This is a genomic window from Phyllobacterium sp. CL33Tsu, assembly GCF_900113985.1.
Classification (GTDB): Bacteria; Pseudomonadota; Alphaproteobacteria; order Rhizobiales; family Rhizobiaceae; genus Phyllobacterium; species Phyllobacterium pellucidum.
In genome coordinates this window covers 1,092,802-1,113,748 of record NZ_FORJ01000001.1, presented here as the reverse complement: position 1 = coordinate 1,113,748, position 20,947 = coordinate 1,092,802, and the positions used below count along the sequence as shown (strand labels likewise).

Sequence of the window (20,947 nt, the reverse complement as noted above, 5' to 3'; positions counted from 1 at the left end):
TCAGCTTTTGCGCGATTCAGCGCAAAATTCTGTCGGTAGTGCCTTTCCGCCACTTCAAAAATGCCGCAGCCAGCGCTTTTTGAGCGCAGTGCGATTGACAAGCAAGGATTGGGCCAGTTTTGTACTTCGGTACAGGAGTGCTCCCATCCTCATGGCTTTATCGCCAAAACTCGATCTCAGGCAAACCCAGGCACTGGTGATGACACCGCTGCTCATGCAGTCGATTCGACTGCTGCAGCTGACCCACGTCGAGCTCGAACAATTCATCGAACAGGAGATCGAGAAGAACCCTCTGCTTGATCGCGATGAGGCCAACGGCGACTACCTTGGCATGGAGGAGCGGGCCAGTAGTTCCGAGCGTATTTCCGGTGAGGACGGCGAATTTGGCAAGAGCGTCACCGGAGATGGGGACGCGGGCGAACACTCCAACGGTCAGGGCGATCATTGGCTCGAAAGCGGCGAAACGATCAGCGCCGGCTCCATGTCCGAGACCTTCGATAGTTCACTTGAGAATATTTTCCCGGATGATCCCGGTACGCATGATCTGATCGGCGGCGATCTTGCCTCCCAGTGGAAGTCATCGGTGGGAGACGGCTATGTGTCTTCAGGAGAGGGCTACAATATCGAACAGGTAACGGCATCGCCGCTGACGCTCAGGGATCATGTCGGCGAACAGATTATTTTTACCTTCGAGAGCGCCGCCGACCGCCTCATTGCCGCGGAACTTGTCGACCATCTCGATGAAATGGGTTATCTGCGCGCCGATATCGACGAGATAGCCGAGCGACTGGGTGTTGGGGCGGCGCATGTGGAGCGATTGATCAGTGCCATGCAGGGCTTCGAGCCGGTCGGACTGTTTGCGCGCGACCTCGCCGAATGCCTTGCGATCCAGCTGCGCGCAAAAAATCGCTTTGATCCTGCCATGCAGGCCCTCCTGCAAAATCTCGAGCTCCTGGCCAAGCGCGATTTCCACACCTTGAAGAGGCTCTGCCAGGTCAGCGAAGCCGACATTCTCGATATGCTCCGGGAAATCCAGCAGCTTGACCCGAAGCCGGGCACGGCCTTTTCGTCGGGAATCGCCGACAGCATTGTCCCGGACGTCATCGTCGATATGGCGGCCGATGGAACTTGGCGGATCGAGCTCAACCCTGACGCACTGCCGCGCGTGCTGGTCAACAACAGTTATTACGCAACCCTGTCGAAGGCCAAGGCTTCGCCGCTGGAAAAGACGTTCCTGAGCGAATGCCTGCAGACCGCCAACTGGTTGACCCGTAGCCTCGATCAGCGTGCCCAGACGATCCTCAAGGTTGCGAGCGAAATCGTGCGGCAGCAGGAACAGTTTCTCCTCCAGGGTATCGCATATTTGCGGCCCTTGAACTTGCGTACCGTGGCCGACGCCATCGGCATGCACGAATCGACGGTAAGCCGTGTTACCGCGAATAAATACATGCTGACCAAGCGGGGCGTTTTCGAGCTTCGCTATTTCTTCAACGCCGGCATATCGGCGACGGAGGGCGGCGAGCAGCATTCCTCGCAGTCGGTTCGACACCAGATTCGCCAGCTCATCGATGCCGAGACGCCAAACGAGATCCTTTCAGACGATACGCTTGTGGATCTGCTGAAGGAGCAGGGGATCGACATCGCCCGGCGCACGGTCGCCAAGTATCGCGAGGCGATGAACATTGCCTCCTCGGTGCAAAGACGGCGCGAGAAGAAAGCGCAGGCTTCTGTGCGCAAGAAAGATCCTGGCTCTAGATTACTCCATCACTCGGGTGTAGACTCGTTTTGAGTGGGCAATGAACTGGGCCATAGAAGCCTGGTCAGGGAGAGAGAAGCGCCGGTACTTTGCGACGGTCGGAGCGAAAGCGCGCGTTTGGACATGAAGAATCAGCAAGCGAAATGTGATGGAGCGCTCGCACGGATTGTGCGGGATGGCTTTGCTCGTCTTCCAACATCGGTGTAGATTGATTTGGTAAACGGAAATCACAATGAAGGTGAGCTATCATGAGTCTGCGTGTATCTGGGAAACATATGGACATTGGCGACGCATTCCGCATCCGCATCGAAGAGCGGATCGGAGAGATGGTGGCCAAGTACTTCGATGGCGGATATACCGGCCACGTCACAGTGGAAAAACAGGGTTCGAGATTCATCGCAGACTGCCTTGTCCGTCTGGATACCGGCACGGTTCTCCAGGCGGCCGGTGAAGCTCAGGATCCATTGCTTGCCTTCGACGCTGCGGGCGAACGCGTGGACAAGCGGCTGCGCCGCTACAAGCGACGCTTGAAGTCGCATCAGGCCCCGGGATCGAATGGTGTCTTCGATGACGTGTCCTATCGCGTCATGGCGCCGGTACCCGACGATGACGAGGAATTTCCTGAAGATTACGCGCCGACGATCGTAGCCGAAACGTCGATGGCGCTTCGCAGCATGAGTGTGGCTTCGGCGGTGGTCGAGCTCGATTTGAAGGACAGCCCTGTGGTCGTCTTCCGCAACTCTGGAAGTACGCAGGTAAATATCGTATATCGCCGCCCTGACGGAAATATCGGTTGGATCGATCCATCGACCGTAGCGGGTCAAAGTGCGGCCCGTGGATAACAAACGTGAACTACTGCCCGCGCCCGAAATGGGCGCGGACGGTAACTGGAAGGAAGAGAGATAATGGATCTGGGTGATCTCATTCAGCCCGATGCTGTCCTGCCCGCATTGAAAGTCAACTCCAAGAAGCAACTCCTGCAAGCCATGTCGGAAAAGGCAGCCGCATTGACTGGCCTGAGCGAGCGCGAAGTGTTTGATACGGTCTTGCAGCGCGAGCGCCTCGGTTCGACCGGCGTCGGCAACGGAATTGCGATCCCTCACGGCAAGCTCAATAGCGTGAAGCGCATCACCGGCGTCTTTGCGCAGCTCGATGCGCCGATCGATTTCGAGGCGCTGGACGACCAGCCCGTTGATATTGTCTTTCTGCTGCTTGCCCCGGAAAATGCCGGCGCGGATCACCTGAAGGCCCTGTCGCGCATCGCCCGGACGCTGCGCGACCCGGAACGTGTTGCCAAGCTGCGCACGGCCCACGATGCAAGCCTGCTCTATGAGCTGCTCACGGACCAGCCAACGTCGAACGCGGCGTGATCGCAATGATCTCAAATGGATTGCGGTAATCGCAGACTAACGCGGTCGACCACGCTGGTGGGAAGTGCTGAGCAATTTCCTATGAAGAACGGTTGATCTTCCGCGCGTAAAGCTCAAGCCGGTGATGCACGATATCGTATCCGAGCGATCGGGCGATTTCTTCCTGCAACTGCTCGATTTTCTCCGATTTGAACTCGATGACGGCACCCGTATCGATATCGATCAGGTGGTCGTGATGCTCGCCATGCGCCTGTTCGAAACGTGATGGACCACCGCTGAATGCGTGTCGGTGTATCGCACCCATCTCTTCGAGCAAGTTCATCGTTCGATAGACGGTCGAGAGCGAGATGCTGTCGTCGATTTCGCTGGCGCGATGGAAAATCTTCATCGCGTCCGGATGGTCTTCGGTCGATGTCAGGATATCGAGAATGATGCGTCGCGGGCGGGTGATGCGGATGCCAGCGTTGCGCAACTCCTTTTCGTAATCCGGCTTCTGATTCATGAGATTTTTCATGGCCGTGATTATGCGTCAGATCCGCGTCAGTTGCAAAGATTCTCAACTGGAATTTTGCGGGTAAACCGCTGGGTAAGTGTGCCGCCGGCGCTGGACCGGCGGCACGTCAGAATTCATTTTGCCGCGGTCGAGACGGCGTCGATCGATACGCCGCCCGCCGGGACCTCGACAACGACCTTGTGTTCGCCCTTGGTCTCAAGCGGAATGCCGCCTTCTGCCTTGGTGAGTTTCTTGCCGTTGACCGTAATCTTCTTGCCGCCCTTGCCAGCAGGCCGGACCTCGATCGAGTACCGGGCTTCGCCATTACGCAGCACGAAGCTGAAACCATCCCAATCCGAGGGAAGGGCAGGGTCGACGAACAGGCGGTCGTTCTGCCGCGTGATGCCGAGGATTCCCTCGGTAGCAACGCGGTAGAGCCAGCCGGCCGAACCGGTATACCAGGTCCAGCCGCCGCGTCCGCGCATTGGATCGACCGAATAGACGTCGGCTGCCACGACATAGGGTTCCACACGGTAGAACTCGGCCTTTTCGGCGCTCAGCGCATGGTTCACAGGGTTAAGCTTCTTGAACCAGCGATAGGCTTCGTCGGCGTCGCCGAGTCTCGCCATGGCAAGTACCGCCCAGGTCGCGGCATGCGTGTACTGGCCGCCGTTCTCGCGAACGCCGACGGGGTAGCTCTTGATATAGCCTGGATCATGCCGCGACTTGTTGAACGGCGGAGTGAACAGCTTGATGATTTCGGCTTCGTCATCGATCAGATGCGTCGCCACCGATTTCATGGCTTGGCGCGCCCTGGACGGATCCCCAAAACCTGAGAGAACGCTCCAGGATTGCGCGATCGAGTCGATCCTGCATTCCTCGCTCTTCTTGGAGCCGAGCGGCGCACCGTCGTCGAAATAGCCGCGGCGATACCATTCGCCGTCCCAGCCATCCTTTTCGAGCGCTGCCTTGAGGCGCTCTATGTGGGCCTCCCAACGCTCGATGCGGGCCGTATCCTTGAAGGTTCTGGCAATCGGGATCACGTCGCGGAGCGTGCTGATGAGGAACCAGCCGAGCCAGACACTCTCGCCCTTGCCGTCTTCACCGACCCGGTTCATGCCGTCGTTCCAGTCGCCGGTGAGCATCAGCGGCAAGCCGTGCGCGCCGGTCCGCGCCACGGCGAGATCGAGGGCGCGCGCAGCATGTTCGTAGACGCTTACCTTCTCGCTGGTGATCGTAGGCTGGTAGAAGGCGTCGTGCTGGCCTTCGTTGAGCGCCGGACCGTCGATGAAGGCAACCTGCTCGTTGAGAATGCTCATGTCGCCGGTGACCGTCGTGTAATGTGCGATCGCGTAGCCGAGCCAGACGACATCGTCGGAGATTTTCGTTCTAACGCCGGCGCCGCTCGTCGGCAGCCACCAATGCTGGACATCTCCCTCCTTGAACTGGCGCGCCGATACGTTGAGAATCTGCTTCCTCGCCAACGACGGATCGAGGATCAGCATCGACAGGGTATCCTGCAGCTGGTCGCGGAAGCCGAAGGCGCCGCTTGCCTGATAGAAAGCCGATCGCGCCCAGATACGGCACGCAAGGCTCTGGTAGGGCAGCCAGCGATTGACCATCAGGTTGAAAGCTTCGTCGGGCGTTTCGACCTGCAGGCCGCCGAGAAAGTTCGACCACAGCGCTCGGGAGGCGCCGAGGGTCTCGTCGAAGCCCTGTTTGCTTTGTTCGCGCAGGATACGCCGTGCCTCGTCGGCACTACCGGCATCGCCCATATAGAACAGCAGTTCCTTCGTCTCGCCGGCCGCAAGCGTGATATCGACGTTGAGCGCAGCGCAGGGGTCTCCGCCTGCCTCGACGACGTTGGAGAGCGTCCTTGCCTGCAGAACCGCAGCCGGGCGATCGACGGAGCCGAGCGTTCCAAAGAACTCGGCGCGATCCGACGTCACCGAATTCGGCTTCACGCTCGTTGCATAGAAGGCGACATTGTTGCGACGGTCGATGCCATAGGGGTTGCGCGCCATGAGCACGCCGGTTTCGGCATCCCAGGACGGTACGATAAACGGAGCGGTCTTGGCGCGGGAATTGCCGAGCATCCATTCGACAAAGCCGTAGACGCGCAGGCGCTTCGCCGAGCCGCCATGGTTGGTGAGCTTCAGCCGCGACACGCGCACGGGTAGTTCGACATGGATGGTGTGGGTAAGTTCAAGCCCGACATTGCCGTGGCGCGACGTGAACGTCGAATAGCCCTGCCCATGGCGCGCTTCGTACGGGACGGACGGGTCGCGCAACACCGAAGCCGTGGGAGCGAACGCGACGTTCTTGTCGAGATCGACAATATAGATCGCTTCGCCGGAACGGTTGCTGACGGGGTCGTTCGACCACTGGGTCAACTGGTAGTCGCGGCTATTGCCGGACCAGGTGAATCCAGCACCCTCCGCGGCGACGTGGAAGCCGAAGCTGGAATTCGAAATGACGTTGATCCAGGGTTGCGGCGTCTGGGTGATCCCTCCGAGGCGGACCACATATTCACCGCTTGCAAGGTCAAAACCGCCAAAGCCGTTCCAGAATGCCAGATCGTCGCCCGATATCTTCGGGTTGCGCGTCCGCATCAATTGCGTCGGCGCCGGCGCGATGTTGCGCATCTCCTCGATGCTGCCCGTGTCGACCGTCGCGTTGACCTTGCCGGCGGCTGCGTCCGCTGTGGGCGCGAGGTCGGCGCTGAGGCCCTCCATGCGCTTCAACTGTTCGGACAGGGAGCCGTTCTGCGCATGCATGACGATGCGAGCTGAGGCGAGCAATGTATTATAGCTGGCATCGCTCATCTGGTCGCGGCGGACCGTGAAGATATGAACGCGCGGTCCGAGCTGCGCGCCGCGCGCCCGGCTGTTCTCGCAGATTGCTTCAAGACCCCGCTGGAAATCCTGCGCATAGGAGAAGGAGCGTTCGTTGATGACGACGACATCGACGACAAGGCCTTTCGCGCGCCAGTACTCGTGGGCGCGGAGCAGATTCTTGAGCGTTTCCATATCGGCTTCGTCATCGATGCGCAGGGCAAGGATGGGGAAGTCGCCGGAAATGGACATCGGCCAGAGTTCGGACTGGCTGCCGAGGCCGCTGGCGATGCTTTCGGACGGCATCCGCAGTGCCTTGTCCGGATAGATCAGGCTGGTTGCGACACGCTGGAAAACCTGCGCTTCATCGGGGTTGATGCCGATGTGATGCAGACGGACCTGCGAACTCGTCCATGACAGCGAAAATTCGCGTGCGAAGCAATCCGGATGGCGGAAGCGGCCGACGACGTCCTCGAGTTCCTGGCGGTTGGGGCGCACCAGCGTCCAGAAGACGAGCGTCACCTTTTTGTGGGCGGGCACGCGGACGCGGCAGCGCAGCGACGCGATGGGATCGAGCACGAAGCCCTGCGAGCCGGTAAGCGTCGCGCCCTCGTCGAATGCGGCGGGATTGCGCAGCGTTCGGCCGCGGCCGATGAAGGCCCGCCGATCAGTCTCCGCCTGAACTTCGCGCATGGTTCCGGAACTGTCGCTGACCATGTGGGCGACATGGATGTCCGGTTCGTCATTGTTGCGCTTGCGACGTGTCGCATAGATCGTATCGCCGCGCTTGTCGATTTCGGTCTCGACGAACATCTTGGCGAATGCCGGGTGGGCCGTATCCGCGTCGTCATTGGTCAATACGAGTTCGGCATAGGAGGTCACTTCGATGATGCGATCCTTGCTGCCCGTATTGGTGATGACGATGCGCCGGCCTTCGCCGTCGGAATCCGACGCGACGATGGTTTCCACCGTCGTGTGCAGCGTGCCCGCTTCCTTGATGAATTCGGCCTTATAGTCGGCGAAGATCGTCATGCTCTTTTCGCCGGTGGCCCGCACGGGATCGCCAGTCGCCGACCACCAGTCACCGCTCTCCATATCGCGCAGGAAGAGGAAGGTGCCGTAGCCACTTTCGAGGATATCCGGCTGGAAACGTGTTATTGCGAGCCCGTTCCAGCGGCTGTAACCGCCACCATTGGCGGTGACCATCACTGAATAATGGCCGTTGGACATGACCTGCGTTGCGCGCGGGGCGCCGAGCGGATTGTCGATGATGTGGATCGAGGGAGTTTCTTCGCTGCTTTCCACGGCCTTGCGCATCGGGTTCTCGGCCTTGGCCTGGAGAACCGGGATTTCCCGCGGCGCCTTTTCCTGGAGCAGGAGTTCGGCGGCTTCAATGACCGGGTCCGAGTGGAAGCGTTCGCGCATACGCCCTTCGAATACGACATTGTTCACCGCGACGATCGACATGCCGTGATGGTGAGCCATGTAGTTGCGCACCACAGCGTAGTCCTCGCCTTCGCGAACGCGCGACTTGGTGAAGTCGACGGCATCGTAGAAACCGTACTGGCCAAGGGCGCCAAGCGCGCGAAGTCGCTTCAGGTTTTTTACAGCTTCGGCCGGCTGATATTGGCTGGCCATGATGCTGGCATAGGGCGCCACCACATAGTTCTTCGAAAGGCCGCGCTTCAAACCGAGCGTCGGCACGCCGAAGTTGGTGTACTGGTAGTTCATCTCCGGGTCGCGCGCATTATAGGCGGCTTCCGATATACCCCAGGGCAGGTCTTTCGACGCTCCATATTCGATCTGGCGCTGGACGATCAGCTTGTTGGTCTGGTCGAGCATGCTGCCGAGCGGCTCGATCATGACGAGCGGCGGCATGAGATATTCGAACATCGAGCCCGACCATGAGATCAGGGCGCCGCGCCAGCCGACGGGAACCAGCAGACGTCCAAGGCGGAACCAGTGATCGACGGGAATATCGCCCTTGGCAATGGCAAAGAGGCTCGCAAGTCGGGCTTCCGAGGCCAAAAGGTCGTAGCAGCTTGCGTCGAGTTCGTTGCTTTCGACGCGGAAACCGATCGACAGCAGGCGGCGCTCCTTGCGCTCGAGGAAGGTGAAGTCGGTATCGAACGCCAGCTGGCGCGCGCGGGTTGCGAGCGTTACCAGCCGTTCGCGCAGGACGTCCGTGCCCTCATGCGAGCCGATGGCGTCATCCGTGTGGGCCTGACAGGTCTTGACCAGCAGCAGCGCCCATTCATTGGCGGTGACGCTGGCGGGGCTTTCGAGCTCGCCATGCAACTCCTCGGTGAGGCGCTGGATATCGCCGGCAAAGAGGGAAAGGTTGATGGTGCGCAGCGAAGCCGTCTCCGGCTCCTCCTTGATGGTGGTGATGGCACGGCGGAAGTTTGCGACGCGCTCCTCAAGGCGGCGGCGCAGCGGCCGCAGCACGCGGCGATCATCTGGAATATCGTTGATCGCCTCTTCGAGAATGTCGCTTACATCGAGAATGCCGTCGAGATCGCTCTGGAGATAGACGGAAGGTGCTTCGGCCCATTTTTCGAGGGCCGACGAAAGCGCAACCAGATGGCCGGCGAGATTGCCGCTATCGACAGCCGAGACGTAGAGCGGCAGCAGCGGCCGCAACGTCGTCGTCTCGTACCAGTTGTAGAGATGGCCGCGATACTTCTCCATCTTCTCGAGCGTGCTCAGCGTCTGGTCGATCCGCGTCAGCGTTTCATGGAAGCCGATCCAGCCGAAATCGCGTGCCGCGACCGTCGACAGCAGATACATGCCGATATTGGTCGGAGACGTGCGCGTTGCGATGACCGGATGCGGATCCTCCTGGAAATTGTCCGGCGGAATGTAGTTCTGCTCCTTGGTGACGAACGTATCGTAGTAGTGCCATGTGCGGCGCGCGATGCGGCGCAGCTCGCTCTTATCGGACGATCGGACGGCGAGATCGTCGAGTGGCTTGGCCGAACGGCTCACGAGCCAGGCGATCATCGGCGACAGGAACCAGATTAAGGCGAAAGGCACCGCCAGGAACCATGCGCGGCTATGCCCGGCGAGGGGCAAGCCGATGGCGATGATGGCGACGACCGTCGCCGGCCACATCAGCTGCATGTAGTACTGGAGCGTGTCGGGCGAACTCGTCTTCGCCTGGGCGGCGGCCCGCCATTCGAGGAGGTGCTTGCGCGTGACGAAGAGGCGATAAAGCGTGCGCACGATCGCATCGCCCATCAACACCGCCATATTGGCGAGGAAGGTGATGCGAAGCGCAATATCGGCCGCGCCGGAGAAGATGTCGGTCAGAATCGCCTGGAAGTGGCCCTTGAGCGACAGGTTCATGTCTGTCGGCACAAGATTGGTGAACAGGATCATCGTCGGCACGATGAACATGCTGAAGATGAGGAAGCACAGCCAGAGCGTGGCAAGGCCAGGCGGCAGCAACGTCCATCCGGCAATGGCAGCAATCAGCCAGAAGATCGGCGCAAGCGAACGGCGCAAATTGTCGACCATCTTCCAGCGCGTTACGGCCGTAACGCCCGGCTTGGTGCTGAAGAGATAGGGCAACAGCTGCCAGTCGCCGCGGGTCCAGCGATGATGGCGCGAAATATCGACATTGTAGCCGGTGGGATAATCTTCCACGACTTCGACGTCGCTGACCAGCGCGGCACGCGCGTAGCCGCCCTCGAGAAGGTCGTGGCTGAGCACCGAGTTCTCGCCGATCTTGCCGTCGAGCGAAGCTTCGAAGAAATCGACATCATAGAGGCCCTTGCCCGTGAAGGTGCCTTCGCCGAGCACGTCCTGATAGACGTCTGATACCGCGAAGACATAAGGGTCGATGCCGCGGTTGACCGAAAAGACGCGCTGCAGGAACGAGGCGTCGTCACCGGTAGTGAGCGAGGGCGTCACGCGCGGTTGCAGAACCGAATAGCCGCTTACGACGCGGCCGGATTTTGCCCGGTAGATCGGGCGATTGAGCGGATGCACCAGCTTGCCGGCGAGGCGATTGACCGAATCCGGCGTCAGGCGCGTGTCGGAATCGAGCGTCATGACAAACTTGATGTCGGTCGGCAGTTCCTCGTTGGAGGGGAAATAGGTCGTGTCCTTATCGCCGCGCAGCAGCAGGTTGAGTTCGTGCAGCTTGCCGCGCTTGCGCTCCCAGCCCATCCAGCAGACTTCCTGCGGGTTGTAGAGCCGCTTGCGGTGAAGCAGGAAGAAGCGCGGATTGGCCTGCGTATAATGTTCGTTAAGCGCGGTGATCTTCTCGCGCGCATAGTCGAATATGTCGAGATCGTCGTCCGTCTGCTCGTTCTGGCTGTCCTTCCAGTCAGTAAGGAGGGCGAAATAAACCTCGCCGCGCGGGTTGGTAAGGTAGTGCACTTCGAGGTTGCGGATATGCTCGTCGACGGAGTCGCGCGAGGTGATCAATGTCGGCACGGCGACGAGGGTTTTTGCCTCGGGCGGCAGTCCGTTCTTGTATTCGAAGCCGATAAGCCGCGTCGGCGGCATGAACATCGGTATGATCCAGTTGACGAAGCCGTTGGCCGTTTCCATCGCGGGGAAAACCGCAAGCACCGTGAAAAGCAGCGTCATGCCGTGCGACAGACCGGCCTGACGGAGCCAGTAGTGGATCAGAAGCAGGATGGCGATCGAAAAGAAAGATGCCGGCACCCAGAGCCCGGCAAGGCCGAGCTTCCGATAGAAGCGGACCCAGCGCTCAAGCACCGTCGGTGAATAATCGCACTTCGCCTCGAGTTCGGGCCGGCCATCGCCGGAGAGGTAGTAGCCAACGTCGCGCTTGCGCTGTTCGGTGACGGCATCGCCGCCGCCGGTCTCTTCGGCGCTCTTTTGGGCAAGGTCCAGCGCTTCGAGGGTGATATCATGCTCGCTCTTGCCGGACCGCCGCGCGATTTTTTCGATGGCGACGCGGTAGGCATTGCGTGAATGGAAGTCGAGCGCGTCGAAATTCGAATTCTCGCGCAGGACGGCATCGACGCCGCTGACCGTCTCGAACCATGTGATCCAGTCGACGTCGTCGATGGACTTGAGGCTCCGGATCAGGTTGCCCATGGTCACGCCGCCGGTGGACTGGCGTGTATGTTCCTGGATGATAGCGTCCTCGGCGTCGCTGCCGTTCTTCTCGAGCTCTTCTTCCAGCCATGCAACAGCGGCGCCCGAATGGGTCGCGCCGCCGCGCAGACGATAGAGGAGGTGCGTGGCGAAGGTGCTGTCACGTGCCGCCGGCGCATATTGCGCGAGCAGCTGCGGCAGCGCGTCCTTGTCAGCGTAAAGGGTGATCTCGTCGGCAACCGTGTTGGCGAAGGCGCGCATGCGGCGGGCGCGCTCGACGCGCAGGGAGAGCCGGCGGGCATTTTCGATAAGGATGAACCGCACCGCAGAGGGCAATGCCCAGAGTTCGCCGATATGCAGCGGCTCGACCGTCTGGAAGCCTTCGACGATTGCGCTGAGACTGTTCAGCGAAAACTGGCTGTCCGTATGGGCGACATAGAGCCAGGCAAGCGCCATGACGCGCGGAATGCCGGGATTGTTGGCGAGCGGCGGCAGTTGCCGGAAGAACTTCTTCGGCAGATCGCGCTCAACCTGCTGAATATTCTGGTCGACGAGATAATAATTATCGAGCAGCCACTGAGCGGCTGGCGTGATCGTTTCACCTTTGCGTGCTGCCGCATCGGACGAGCGATAGGAATGCAGAATGAGCTTGGCGTTTTCGACGGTGCGCTGCTCGAACACCATCGGTTCATAGTCGGGCAGGCGGACGTCTTCGCCCTTCGCTACCCGCGCTCCCAGATCCCGCAAGTCATCGATTGATTTGTAATGAGCCCTGATAGGGTTCGGCTGGGCAGAAAGGACCTGGCCGGCTGTATTTTTCTGGGATGTGAAAGCTTGAATGAAACTCAATGCGGGCATTTGCCATCATTTCGGTTGGAAGAAATAATCTTCTGATTGCAGCACAAGGTTCGCTCGGGATCGTTCCCCCTCACGAACAGTTTACGATCTAATCGGCTCAAGGCAATGACGCTAGAAGCACTTTCGCCTCTAGCGATCAGTTTTGATGAAAATGAGTCAGATTTCCATTGGGCTTTTGGCGTATTTCAGCCGGAAACTGTTAAGGCGGGCTTTGGTTGCAAGGGGTGGCCCCAAACAAAAAAGCGGGATCGCGATGATCCCGCCAACGCCGCATTACCTGCTTCAATCGCGGGCAAAGACGCGAAAATGTCTTGGCCTGAAAGCGATTCCGGAGAGTTCAGTCGCAGGGTGGTCGGCATCGATGCCGATTTCGATACGCTCCTCAGCACCCGCGACCATCAGTTCGACGCGCCGCGTTGCGCCGACACGGCGGCTCGCGACGACCGTACCCGCGATGCAGCCATTCGAGCCGTCGACCAGCTCGACATCGTGCGGGCGGAAATAGAGCATGCCGTTGCCATCGGGCCGGTCGGCCTTAAGGCCAAGTGACTTCTCGCCGATCCAGACAGTTCCGCTCTCGATGCGAACCGGCAGGCGGCTCGATTCACCGATGAAGCCATAGACGAACGGCGAGTTTGGCTTGTCGTAGACTTCGTCCGGCGTGCCGACCTGCTCGATGCTGCCCTGACTCATCACCACGACCCGATCGGCAAGTTCAAGCGCCTCATCCTGATCATGGGTCACGAAGACGGTCGTATGCTTGGTCTTGTCGTGGATTTCGCGCAGCCAGCGCCGGAGTTCCTTGCGAACTTTGGCGTCGAGAGCGCCGAAAGGCTCGTCGAGCAGCAGAACGCGTGGCTCGATTGCCATCGCACGAGCGAGGGCGACGCGCTGGCGCTGGCCGCCCGACAGCTGCGCTGGGTAGCGCTTTTCCAGGCCTGAAAGCTGGACGAAGTCGAGAAGCTCCGATGAACGGCGCCGGATCTCGTCCTTGGCGGGCCGCGTGTTCGAGGGCCGTACCTTCAGCCCGAAACCAACATTGTCGATGACCGTCATGTGCCGGAACAGAGCATAATGCTGGAACACGAAACCGACATTGCGCTCCTGGACCGACTTCAGCGAGGCGTCCTCATCGCCGAAGAACACCTTGCCCTCGGTGGGGGATTCCAGCCCGGCGATCAGGCGCAGCAGAGTTGTCTTGCCCGAGCCCGACGGACCGAGCAGGGCGATAAGTTCGCCCGACTTTATTTCCAGTGAAACGTCGTGCAGCGCCGGAAAGCGATCGAATTCCTTGCGCACACCACTTACGCGAACATCCATTTCAAACCCTCTCAGTGTCCGCCTGCTGCCCGCAGCTCCGCGCCGTATCGCATCTCAAGCAATGACTTGAGAATAAGCGTGACCAGCGCCAGCAGCGCCAGAAGCGAAGCCACCGCGAACGCAGCGACAAAATTATATTCGTTGTAAAGAATTTCGACATGCAGCGGCATCGTATTGGTCAGCCCGCGAATGTGGCCTGATACGACGGACACGGCGCCGAATTCCCCCATGGCGCGGGCGTTGCACAAAAGCACGCCGTAGAGCAAGCCCCATTTGATGTTCGGCAATGTCACATGCCAGAAAGTCTGCCAGCCATTGGCCCCGAGCGAGAGCGCGGCTTCCTCGTCGGTCGTGCCCTGATGCTGCATGAGCGGGATCAATTCACGGGCAACGAAGGGGAAGGTCACGAAAACCGTCGCAAGCACGATACCGGGCACGGCAAAGAGGATTTCGATGCCATGCGATTTGAACCATGGTCCAAGCAAGCTGTGCGAGCTGAATAGCAGCACATAAACCAGGCCCGAAATTACCGGCGAGACCGAGAACGGCAGGTCGATGAGCGTCGTCAGGAACGCCTTGCCCTTGAATTCGAACTTGGCGATGGTCCATGCGGCGACCACGCCGAAGACGAGATTAAGCGGTACGGCGATCGCGGCGACGAGCAGCGTCAGGCGGATGGCAGCTTGCGCGTCAGGCTCTATGAGCGCGGTGAAATATTCGGCCGGTCCTTTGCGGAACGCCTCGACGAAAACCGAAACGAGCGGCAGGACGAGGAACAATCCGAGAAACACCAGCGTGATGCCGATCAGCACATAGCGTGAGCCGCGGCTCTCGGTCGTTGCCGGGTGCCAGGTCGCCGCTGCGGGGGCTGCGGTCTGGGACAGGTCATGTACCATAGCCATACCTCCTGCGGCTCCACGCCTGAATAAGATTGATGATGAAGAGCATGGCAAATGAGATCAGCAGCATGATTGCTGCGATCGCCGTCGCGCCGGCATAGTCGAATTCCTCAAGCCGGATGACGATGAGGAGCGGCGCTATCTCTGACACGTAAGGCAGGTTGCCCGCGATGAAGATCACCGAACCGTATTCGCCGACTGCCCGGGCGAAGGCGAGGGCGAACCCGGTGAGGATCGCCGGCTGGAGACCGGGCAGCAACACACGCGTGATCGTCTGAAAACGATTGGCGCCGAGCGTGGCTGCAGCTTCCTCGACCTCCGTGCGGATTTCTTCCATCACCGGCTGCACCGTGCGCACCACGAAAGGCAGGCCGACAAAGATCAGCGCGATGGTGATGCCGATCGGGGTGAACGCAACCTTGATGCCAAGCGGATCAAGCCAGCGTCCGATCCAGCCGTTCTTGGCGTAGATCGACGTCAGCGCGATACCGGCCACGGCTGTCGGCAGGGCGAAGGGGAGATCGACAATCGCATCGATGATGCGACGACCCGGAAAACGATAGCGCACCAGCACCCAGGCAACGACGACGCCGAAAAAGACGTTGATCAGCGCCGCGACAAAGGCCGTGCCAAAGCTGATCTTGAGTGCGTTGAGGGTGCGGGGATCGGTCGCGACATGCCATAGCCCGGCCCAGCCAAGGGATGCGGAACGCCATGCGAGACCCGTTAAAGGAATAAGAACAATTAATGCGAGGTAGGCAAGAGTGAAGCCGAGTGTCATTCCAAATCCCGGAATGACACTCGGCCTCTTAAACCGCCAACCTGCTTTCGCGAGGTTGGAAATCATGCTGTTATTGTTTCGGCTTGTAAATCTGGTCAAACGTACCGCCATCTCCGAAGTGGTAGGGCTGCGCTTTGGCCCAACCGCCGAAGATAGGATCATCGATCTTCACTAGTTTCAACTCCGGCAATTTCTTGATGAGGTCGGGAGCGACCAGTTCCGGTTCTGCCGGACGATAGAAATGCTTGGCGGCGAGGGTCTGGCCCTCTTCGGAGTAGAGATACTGGAGATAGGCCTCGGCAGCCTTGCGCGTGCCCTTGGCATCGACATTGCCGTCGACGACAGCAACCGGCGGCTCGGCAAGGATCGACTGCGGAGGAACGACGATATCGAATTTGTCCTCGCCGAATTCAGCCAGCGACAAATAGGCTTCGTTTTCCCAGGCAAGCAGGACGTCCCCGAGTTCGCGCTGGGCGAAGGTCGTCGTCGAGCCGCGGGCGCCGGTATCGAGGACCGGAACGTGCTGGAACAACGTCGCGATATATTCCTTGATCTTGGCTTCGTCACCGCCGTACTGGCCATAGGCCCAGGCCCAGGCTGCCAGATAATTCCAGCGGGCGCCGCCCGAAGTCTTCGGATTTGGAGTGATGACCTGCACGTCATCCTTGATCAGATCGCCCCAGTCCTTGATGCCCTTGGGGTTTCCCTTGCGAACCAGAAACACGATGGTCGAAGTGTATGGCGCCGCATTGTGCGGATATTTGGTGCGCCAATCGGGATTGATTTTCTTCGTCGCCTCGGCAATCGCCGTAATGTCGCTTTCGAGCGCGAGCGTTACAACATCGGCATCAAGTCCGTCGATCACGGCGCGGGCCTGCTTGCCCGATCCGCCATGCGAACTCTGGATGGTGATCGTCTCGCCGGTGTCGGCTTTCCACTTCGCCGCAAACGCCGCGTTGAAATCCTTGTAGAACTCGCGGGTCGGATCGTAGGAGACGTTGAGAAGGGTGGTGTCCGCAAAGGCAGCAGACATCGGTTGAACGGCGATCGTTGCTGCAAGCAACGCTGCCGCGAATGTTAGGGAAAATCGGGAATTTTTCATGCCTGCCTCCGTATGATGAGAACTGAAGCGTAGCAGAGGCCCCAAAATTAGGGGCGTTAGAAAGAATTCCTTTTACAGGGGAAAATTAGAATATTCTACCGCAAGCACCTTAGTCTATCGAAACGGTGGGCCGTTGCACAGGATTCCTGATGCGCCGGGCACGATCGGAAAATTGGGAATGCGGGGCCCGATTTCGCCCCGTTCCTGAAAAATCATACTATCGTGGAATAGTTGTCTAACGGGATGGCGGATGGTTCGGAAGCGGCCCCGCAATTCACGGGGGCCGAACCGCTCTTAACGAGGCCGGCCCCTGCCGTGGTCGTGGTAGGTTCTGTCGATCGTGCCGGCCTCGGCGACATTCACATAGTTTGCGGATGGCCGGCTTTCAGTGAACGTCCGGGTCTTGATCGGTATGGCGAAGGCGGCTGCGGTCAGAAGCGCCGTCGCAGTGATGGAAAGGCGGCGTTCCAGCCGTGAACTGATGATCATTGTCTCGTCCCTTTAGTGCAGGCTCGCGCGCTGCGGGCGCGAAATAATGTCGTCGATTGCGAATTTCGGTATCGGCAAAAGCACCTGGTCCAATTCGACCAGCGTTTCGGCAAAGGTGATCGCAGCGTTCTCCACATCCTCCTGACGGGAAGGACATGCCATGGCATTGAGGCAAGTTCTGGCCGCAACCATGTCACAATTTTGTAGGCCCGCGATCAGTCCCAAAGTCAGGCATTCCTCCCGGCATACATGGTGCGAACCGAATGGAAACGTCTTCAACGGGCACAGTGCGCAATGGCGCAGGGTGCGGATGAAATACGACAGTTCCGAGAGCGCCCGATTGCCGTTGCGGCTGCCGAGCAGCTCGCTGTAGAGACCGAAAGCCATCTCCCAGGCGATTACCGATCCGGTTTCAAAGCCCGCAGTCCAACGGCGATAACCTTCGAGAACGAGCTTCTCGGGAGTTCGATCGAAATAGCAGCCGTTGCCGCCATGCGATTCAGTCAGATGCGGATACATCGCCTGCCCTTTCGTGATTGCGTGTTGCAGCGAAAGAGCCTTTGCGGCGACCTGGAAGAATATCGGCCAGCCGCTTCGGACTGGAGGATAAAAGCAGTTGCTGCCGTGGCAGCAGGGAAACCACGCGCAGGCGTGGCAGAAAAAGACCAATCATAAGGTCCTCCAATCGAAAGGGTTCAAGGCCCAGACATCAAAGGGATGCATCCATGGGATGCCGGCGCACCTCGCGCCAGTTCGCATAAAGGCTGGCGAACCTGATAAAGTCAAACACTAAATCTTTAAAACTATTAAAAATATCAATAGGTTAGAATTATTCTAGGAAATTATGAGTTTTTTAGTATACAATTGTTCCAAACGCCACAAAATAAGGAACGGTCTTGCTGTGGCAGGGTTTCTCGCCGGGCCAGAAAACGCGCGACGAGAAACCACGTGCCATCAGCTTTCGATGAGCAGGCGCAACTTCTTGAGGGCGACGTCCTTGCTCTCCTTATAGTCAATCGTGCTCTTCAGTCTTCCATCGCGATCAAGCAGGATCACCGAGGCGGTATGGTCCATCGTGTAGTCGCCGTTCTCGGTCGGCACCTTGCGAGCATAAATCTTCCATGCTTTCAGCACCTTCTCGATTTCGTCCGGCTTGCCGGTAATGCCGGTGATCCTGTCGGTGAAAGCCGTGGTGTAGCCTTTCATGACATCCGGCGTGTCACGCTCCGGATCGACGGAGATGAAGAAAACCCGCAGGTCCTTGCCCTCGTCGCCAAGGTCCTTCAGCCAGCCCGACATCTCGAAAAGCGTTGTCGGGCAGACTTCGGGACAATGCGTGAAGCCAAAAAAGAGCACGCTTGGATGGCCCTCGAATGCGGCTTCGGTGATGGGCGCTCCATTCTGGTCGGTGAGGTTGAAGGGCGTGCCGAGTTTCACCCCCGCAGATTGGCTGCCAAGACGAGTATTGACATAGGTGATGACCAGCAAAAGGGAGAGGACGGCAATAGCCGCCCACAGCCCATAGCGCAGAAGCCGAATCCCCATTTCAGTGTCCCATGTCCGTGGCGTTGGCCGCGCCGACCATCAATTGCAGGTCCACCTTGCCGGCCTTGGCGAACTCCAGGGTAACAGGAACCATGTCGCCCTCCTTGAGCGGTGATTTCAGCCCCATCATCATGAGGTGCAGGCCGCCGGGTGCCAGCTTTACCGTCTCGCCAGCCGGAATTTCGAGGCCTTCCTTCAGTTGGCGCATCTTCATAACGCTGCCATCCATCTTCATTTCATGAACCTCGACCCGTTCCGCAACGGGCGTGGAGCCGCCGATAAGGCGGTCGGCTTCTTTCGATCCGTTGGCGATCGTCACATAGCCGCCGCCAACCTTGGCTCCGGGCAGCGTGGCGCGGGTGAAGGCATCGCTCAAGGTGAGGTCGCCGGCCTTTACCGGCTCCATCGCGCCGGCGTCAGTCATTTCCGTGCCGGCCTGCATTGCCGAGTGATCATGGGCGGCCGCTGCGAGGGAGAAGGAAGCGGACACGAGAAGCGCCGCGGCAATTGTTGATAGTGTTTTCATGGAAAGGGTCTCCACTTCGGATTTCAAGAGAATACACGTTTGAGGGGCGAGGGTATGCGCGTGAGCAACTGATCCAGGATCAACATTGCGAGAATGGCGAACCCGGTGAGGGGAAAGAGTACGCCGAAGCCAAGGATCACAAGGGTGAGGACAGCGAAAACACTTTTCTGCGTGGGCATGGGCGGCACGCCGAGCTGACCGGACGGGCGGCGCTTCCACCACATGACGACAGCGGTCACCGAGGTCAGGACGATGGCGAGGCAGGTCATGAGCATGACGAGTTGGTTGGCGACTCCGTAATACTGGCCCATGTGAACGCCGATACCGAATTCCATTGTCTTGGCCCCCGCGCCATAATCACCGAATTTCAGGTCGATGAGGGGCTTGCCGCTGTACTGGTCGTAGTGAATGGTCCGCTGCTTTGCGATATCGTCGGGGAAGATCGCGGCGGTGTAGACGCCGGTCTTGCCTAAGGGCAGCGACACCTCGAATCCGGGGGTCAGGCCAGCCGCGTTGGCCGACGCCACGATGCTGTCGAGACCTACCGGCGAAGCATTGCTCGGCGAGGATGTCGGAACTGGCGCGTTTTCGACCGTCCAGCCGGCATTGGTCAGGACATCCTTGGTCGGCACCTCAGAACTCGGAACCTCGTCCCAAAGCTGGGTCGGATAGCCGAGGCCGGCACTGGCGAGGACGGAGTTGGCTTTATCGCCCCAATAGCCGGACCAGGGCATGCCGGAAATCGCAAGGAAGAAGATCAGCGCCCCTGCGCCAGCTCCGGTTACGGCGTGCAGGTCGCGCCAGAACACGCGCTTCTGCGGTGTGCCGCGAACACTGACGACGCCGCCGGTCTGTTTGCGCGGCCACCAGAGGTAGAAACCGGTGACGACGAGAATGAGGGCAAGCCCGCCCACCGCTTCGACGATACGATTGAAGGGGAGGCCGAAATATTCGAGGCTGTGGATCTTCTTGACGACCCAGTTGAACTCTTCCTTCTCTGCAACCGTGCCGAGAACAGCGCCGGTATAGGGGTTGAGAAAGACGTAGGTTTTTCCTGCTTTCGTGCCAACGATGACGCGTACGGACTGGCTTGGCTCGGCCGGGGCGCGATAGCGCAGGACCTTGGAGCCCGGCAGGGCTGCCTTGGCGGTTTCAGTCAGGAGCGAGGGCGCAAGCGCGGTCCCATTCGGCTCGACGACATTGCGATAGGCAAAGACCGTATTGTCGATCTCGTCATTGAACAGATAAAGGCCGCCGGTGATGGCGAGGTTGAGCATGAAGGGGATGACCAGCAGGCCGGCAAAGAAATGCCAGCGCCACACGGCCCGGTAAAGGGATAGGCTAATTGTATTGGGCTTCGCGGAAGCCACGCTCGAAATGGTCATTGGTAATCCAATCGTCTGACGATAAAGCATGACGATCTGCAAACGCAGGCCGTCGTGACGTGCCCTACGGCACGAACTGTGTCAGGCGAAAGGTGGGGCTTGCGGCGGCGCCGAAGGCGGGTAGAGGCTGCGCGCGATCAGGATCGATTTGCGCGCTATCGCTATCGATTGCTCCGGCTGGAATTTCGCTTCCGATATAAATGGCGGAACCGCCAGAATGAACGATGCGGCGAGTCGGCACGCTTCGCAGCCCGTGCCATGCCAGACGCTCTTATGGCTGTCCTCGCCGCCGCTGCCGGGGAGGCAGAGAACAGGAACGGTGCCGTCGGGAAGCGTATAGGCGGCAAGATCGATTGGCTGAGCCTCGGCGGCAACCGGCTTATGTGCGAAGGCAACGCATACGAGCGCAATGGCGCAAAGTATGCGCAATGCCGTTCGCCAGTCGTGCCAAATTCCGCGCATCAACGCCCCGATTCCAGTTCGAGCCAATCAAATACATCAGCGTCAGCTCAA

General features: G+C 59.5%; 15 protein-coding genes. 3 read left to right on the top strand and 12 right to left on the bottom strand.

Annotated features, from left to right (window positions below):
- Window positions 1-151 precede the first annotated feature (151 nt).
- The 3 genes from rpoN to ptsN all read left to right on the top strand — a co-directional run bounded on the left by rpoN (window position 152) and on the right by ptsN (window position 3,126).
- Window positions 152-1,789 (top strand): RNA polymerase factor sigma-54, encoded by a 1,638-nt coding sequence (gene rpoN / locus BM074_RS05460; protein WP_091920299.1) that lies wholly within the window; start codon window positions 152-154, stop codon window positions 1,787-1,789.
- A gap of 215 nt (window positions 1,790-2,004) precedes the next feature.
- Complete coding sequence (raiA, locus tag BM074_RS05455; RefSeq protein WP_036813481.1) at window positions 2,005-2,598, top strand: ribosome hibernation-promoting factor, HPF/YfiA family; 594 nt, start codon at window positions 2,005-2,007, stop codon at window positions 2,596-2,598.
- A gap of 63 nt (window positions 2,599-2,661) precedes the next feature.
- On the top strand, window positions 2,662-3,126 hold the full coding sequence (gene ptsN, locus BM074_RS05450; protein WP_027230619.1) for a PTS IIA-like nitrogen regulatory protein PtsN: 465 nt from the start codon (window positions 2,662-2,664) through the stop codon (window positions 3,124-3,126).
- 79 nt (window positions 3,127-3,205) lie between these two features.
- Here ptsN and BM074_RS05445 read toward each other — a convergent pair whose 3' ends face one another.
- The 12 genes from BM074_RS05445 to BM074_RS05390 form a co-directional block, all read right to left on the bottom strand.
- On the bottom strand, window positions 3,206-3,628 hold the full coding sequence (locus BM074_RS05445; RefSeq protein WP_228017347.1) for a Fur family transcriptional regulator: 423 nt from the start codon (window positions 3,626-3,628) through the stop codon (window positions 3,206-3,208).
- A 125-nt stretch (window positions 3,629-3,753) separates the two neighbouring features.
- Window positions 3,754-12,387 carry a GH36-type glycosyl hydrolase domain-containing protein gene (locus BM074_RS05440; RefSeq protein WP_091920296.1) on the bottom strand — a complete coding sequence of 2,878 codons (8,634 nt, stop codon included), beginning with the start codon at window positions 12,385-12,387 and terminating at the stop codon, window positions 3,754-3,756.
- Between the two features lie 282 nt (window positions 12,388-12,669).
- Window positions 12,670-13,707: a sulfate/molybdate ABC transporter ATP-binding protein gene (locus tag BM074_RS05435; RefSeq protein WP_091920294.1), complete on the bottom strand. Its 1,038-nt coding sequence runs from the start codon at window positions 13,705-13,707 to the stop codon at window positions 12,670-12,672.
- An 11-nt stretch (window positions 13,708-13,718) separates the two neighbouring features.
- Window positions 13,719-14,609: a sulfate ABC transporter permease subunit CysW gene (gene cysW, locus BM074_RS05430; protein WP_051614651.1), complete on the bottom strand. Its 891-nt coding sequence runs from the start codon at window positions 14,607-14,609 to the stop codon at window positions 13,719-13,721.
- The gene (cysT, locus tag BM074_RS05425; protein ID WP_027230615.1) at window positions 14,593-15,453 is read right to left on the bottom strand and encodes a sulfate ABC transporter permease subunit CysT; all 861 of its coding nucleotides are present in this window, start codon (window positions 15,451-15,453) and stop codon (window positions 14,593-14,595) included. Before cysT ends, cysW begins: the two co-directional genes overlap by 17 nt.
- Window positions 15,454-15,457: 4 nt before the next feature.
- Entirely contained in the window at window positions 15,458-16,489 is a 1,032-nt protein-coding gene (locus BM074_RS05420) for a sulfate ABC transporter substrate-binding protein (RefSeq protein WP_091920292.1), read from the bottom strand.
- A 294-nt stretch (window positions 16,490-16,783) separates the two neighbouring features.
- A complete protein-coding gene (locus BM074_RS05415) occupies window positions 16,784-16,978 on the bottom strand; it encodes a hypothetical protein (protein WP_091920291.1) in 195 nt (64 codons plus the stop codon).
- 12 nt (window positions 16,979-16,990) lie between these two features.
- Window positions 16,991-17,497 carry a hypothetical protein gene (locus BM074_RS05410; RefSeq protein ID WP_027230612.1) on the bottom strand — a complete coding sequence of 169 codons (507 nt, stop codon included), beginning with the start codon at window positions 17,495-17,497 and terminating at the stop codon, window positions 16,991-16,993.
- A gap of 435 nt (window positions 17,498-17,932) precedes the next feature.
- Entirely contained in the window at window positions 17,933-18,523 is a 591-nt protein-coding gene (locus BM074_RS05405) for an SCO family protein (protein WP_091920289.1), read from the bottom strand.
- 1 nt (window position 18,524) lies between these two features.
- Window positions 18,525-19,049: a copper chaperone PCu(A)C gene (locus tag BM074_RS05400; RefSeq protein ID WP_027230610.1), complete on the bottom strand. Its 525-nt coding sequence runs from the start codon at window positions 19,047-19,049 to the stop codon at window positions 18,525-18,527.
- A gap of 23 nt (window positions 19,050-19,072) precedes the next feature.
- Entirely contained in the window at window positions 19,073-20,434 is a 1,362-nt protein-coding gene (locus BM074_RS05395) for a PepSY-associated TM helix domain-containing protein (protein WP_091920287.1), read from the bottom strand.
- 81 nt (window positions 20,435-20,515) lie between these two features.
- The gene (locus BM074_RS05390; RefSeq protein WP_091920285.1) at window positions 20,516-20,896 is read right to left on the bottom strand and encodes a hypothetical protein; all 381 of its coding nucleotides are present in this window, start codon (window positions 20,894-20,896) and stop codon (window positions 20,516-20,518) included.
- Between the last annotated feature and the right edge of the window lie 51 nt (window positions 20,897-20,947).

What these genes read in the sequence shown, in the direction of transcription:
- BM074_RS05390 (WP_091920285.1), bottom strand. Translation starts at nt 20,896, where the DNA reads ATGCGCGGAATTTGGCACGACTGGCGAACGGCATTGCGCATACTTTGC.
- rpoN (WP_091920299.1), top strand. Translation starts at nt 152, where the DNA reads ATGGCTTTATCGCCAAAACTCGATCTCAGGCAAACCCAGGCACTGGTG.
- BM074_RS05400 (WP_027230610.1), bottom strand. Translation starts at nt 19,049, where the DNA reads ATGAAAACACTATCAACAATTGCCGCGGCGCTTCTCGTGTCCGCTTCC.
- BM074_RS05405 (WP_091920289.1), bottom strand. Translation starts at nt 18,523, where the DNA reads ATGGGGATTCGGCTTCTGCGCTATGGGCTGTGGGCGGCTATTGCCGTC.
- BM074_RS05415 (WP_091920291.1), bottom strand. Translation starts at nt 16,978, where the DNA reads ATGATCATCAGTTCACGGCTGGAACGCCGCCTTTCCATCACTGCGACG.
- BM074_RS05435 (WP_091920294.1), bottom strand. Translation starts at nt 13,707, where the DNA reads ATGGATGTTCGCGTAAGTGGTGTGCGCAAGGAATTCGATCGCTTTCCG.
- BM074_RS05395 (WP_091920287.1), bottom strand. Translation starts at nt 20,434, where the DNA reads ATGACCATTTCGAGCGTGGCTTCCGCGAAGCCCAATACAATTAGCCTA.
- raiA (WP_036813481.1), top strand. Translation starts at nt 2,005, where the DNA reads ATGAGTCTGCGTGTATCTGGGAAACATATGGACATTGGCGACGCATTC.
- cysT (WP_027230615.1), bottom strand. Translation starts at nt 15,453, where the DNA reads ATGATTTCCAACCTCGCGAAAGCAGGTTGGCGGTTTAAGAGGCCGAGT.
- BM074_RS05420 (WP_091920292.1), bottom strand. Translation starts at nt 16,489, where the DNA reads ATGAAAAATTCCCGATTTTCCCTAACATTCGCGGCAGCGTTGCTTGCA.
- BM074_RS05410 (WP_027230612.1), bottom strand. Translation starts at nt 17,497, where the DNA reads ATGTATCCGCATCTGACTGAATCGCATGGCGGCAACGGCTGCTATTTC.
- BM074_RS05445 (WP_228017347.1), bottom strand. Translation starts at nt 3,628, where the DNA reads ATGAATCAGAAGCCGGATTACGAAAAGGAGTTGCGCAACGCTGGCATC.
- BM074_RS05440 (WP_091920296.1), bottom strand. Translation starts at nt 12,387, where the DNA reads ATGCCCGCATTGAGTTTCATTCAAGCTTTCACATCCCAGAAAAATACA.
- ptsN (WP_027230619.1), top strand. Translation starts at nt 2,662, where the DNA reads ATGGATCTGGGTGATCTCATTCAGCCCGATGCTGTCCTGCCCGCATTG.
- cysW (WP_051614651.1), bottom strand. Translation starts at nt 14,609, where the DNA reads ATGGCTATGGTACATGACCTGTCCCAGACCGCAGCCCCCGCAGCGGCG.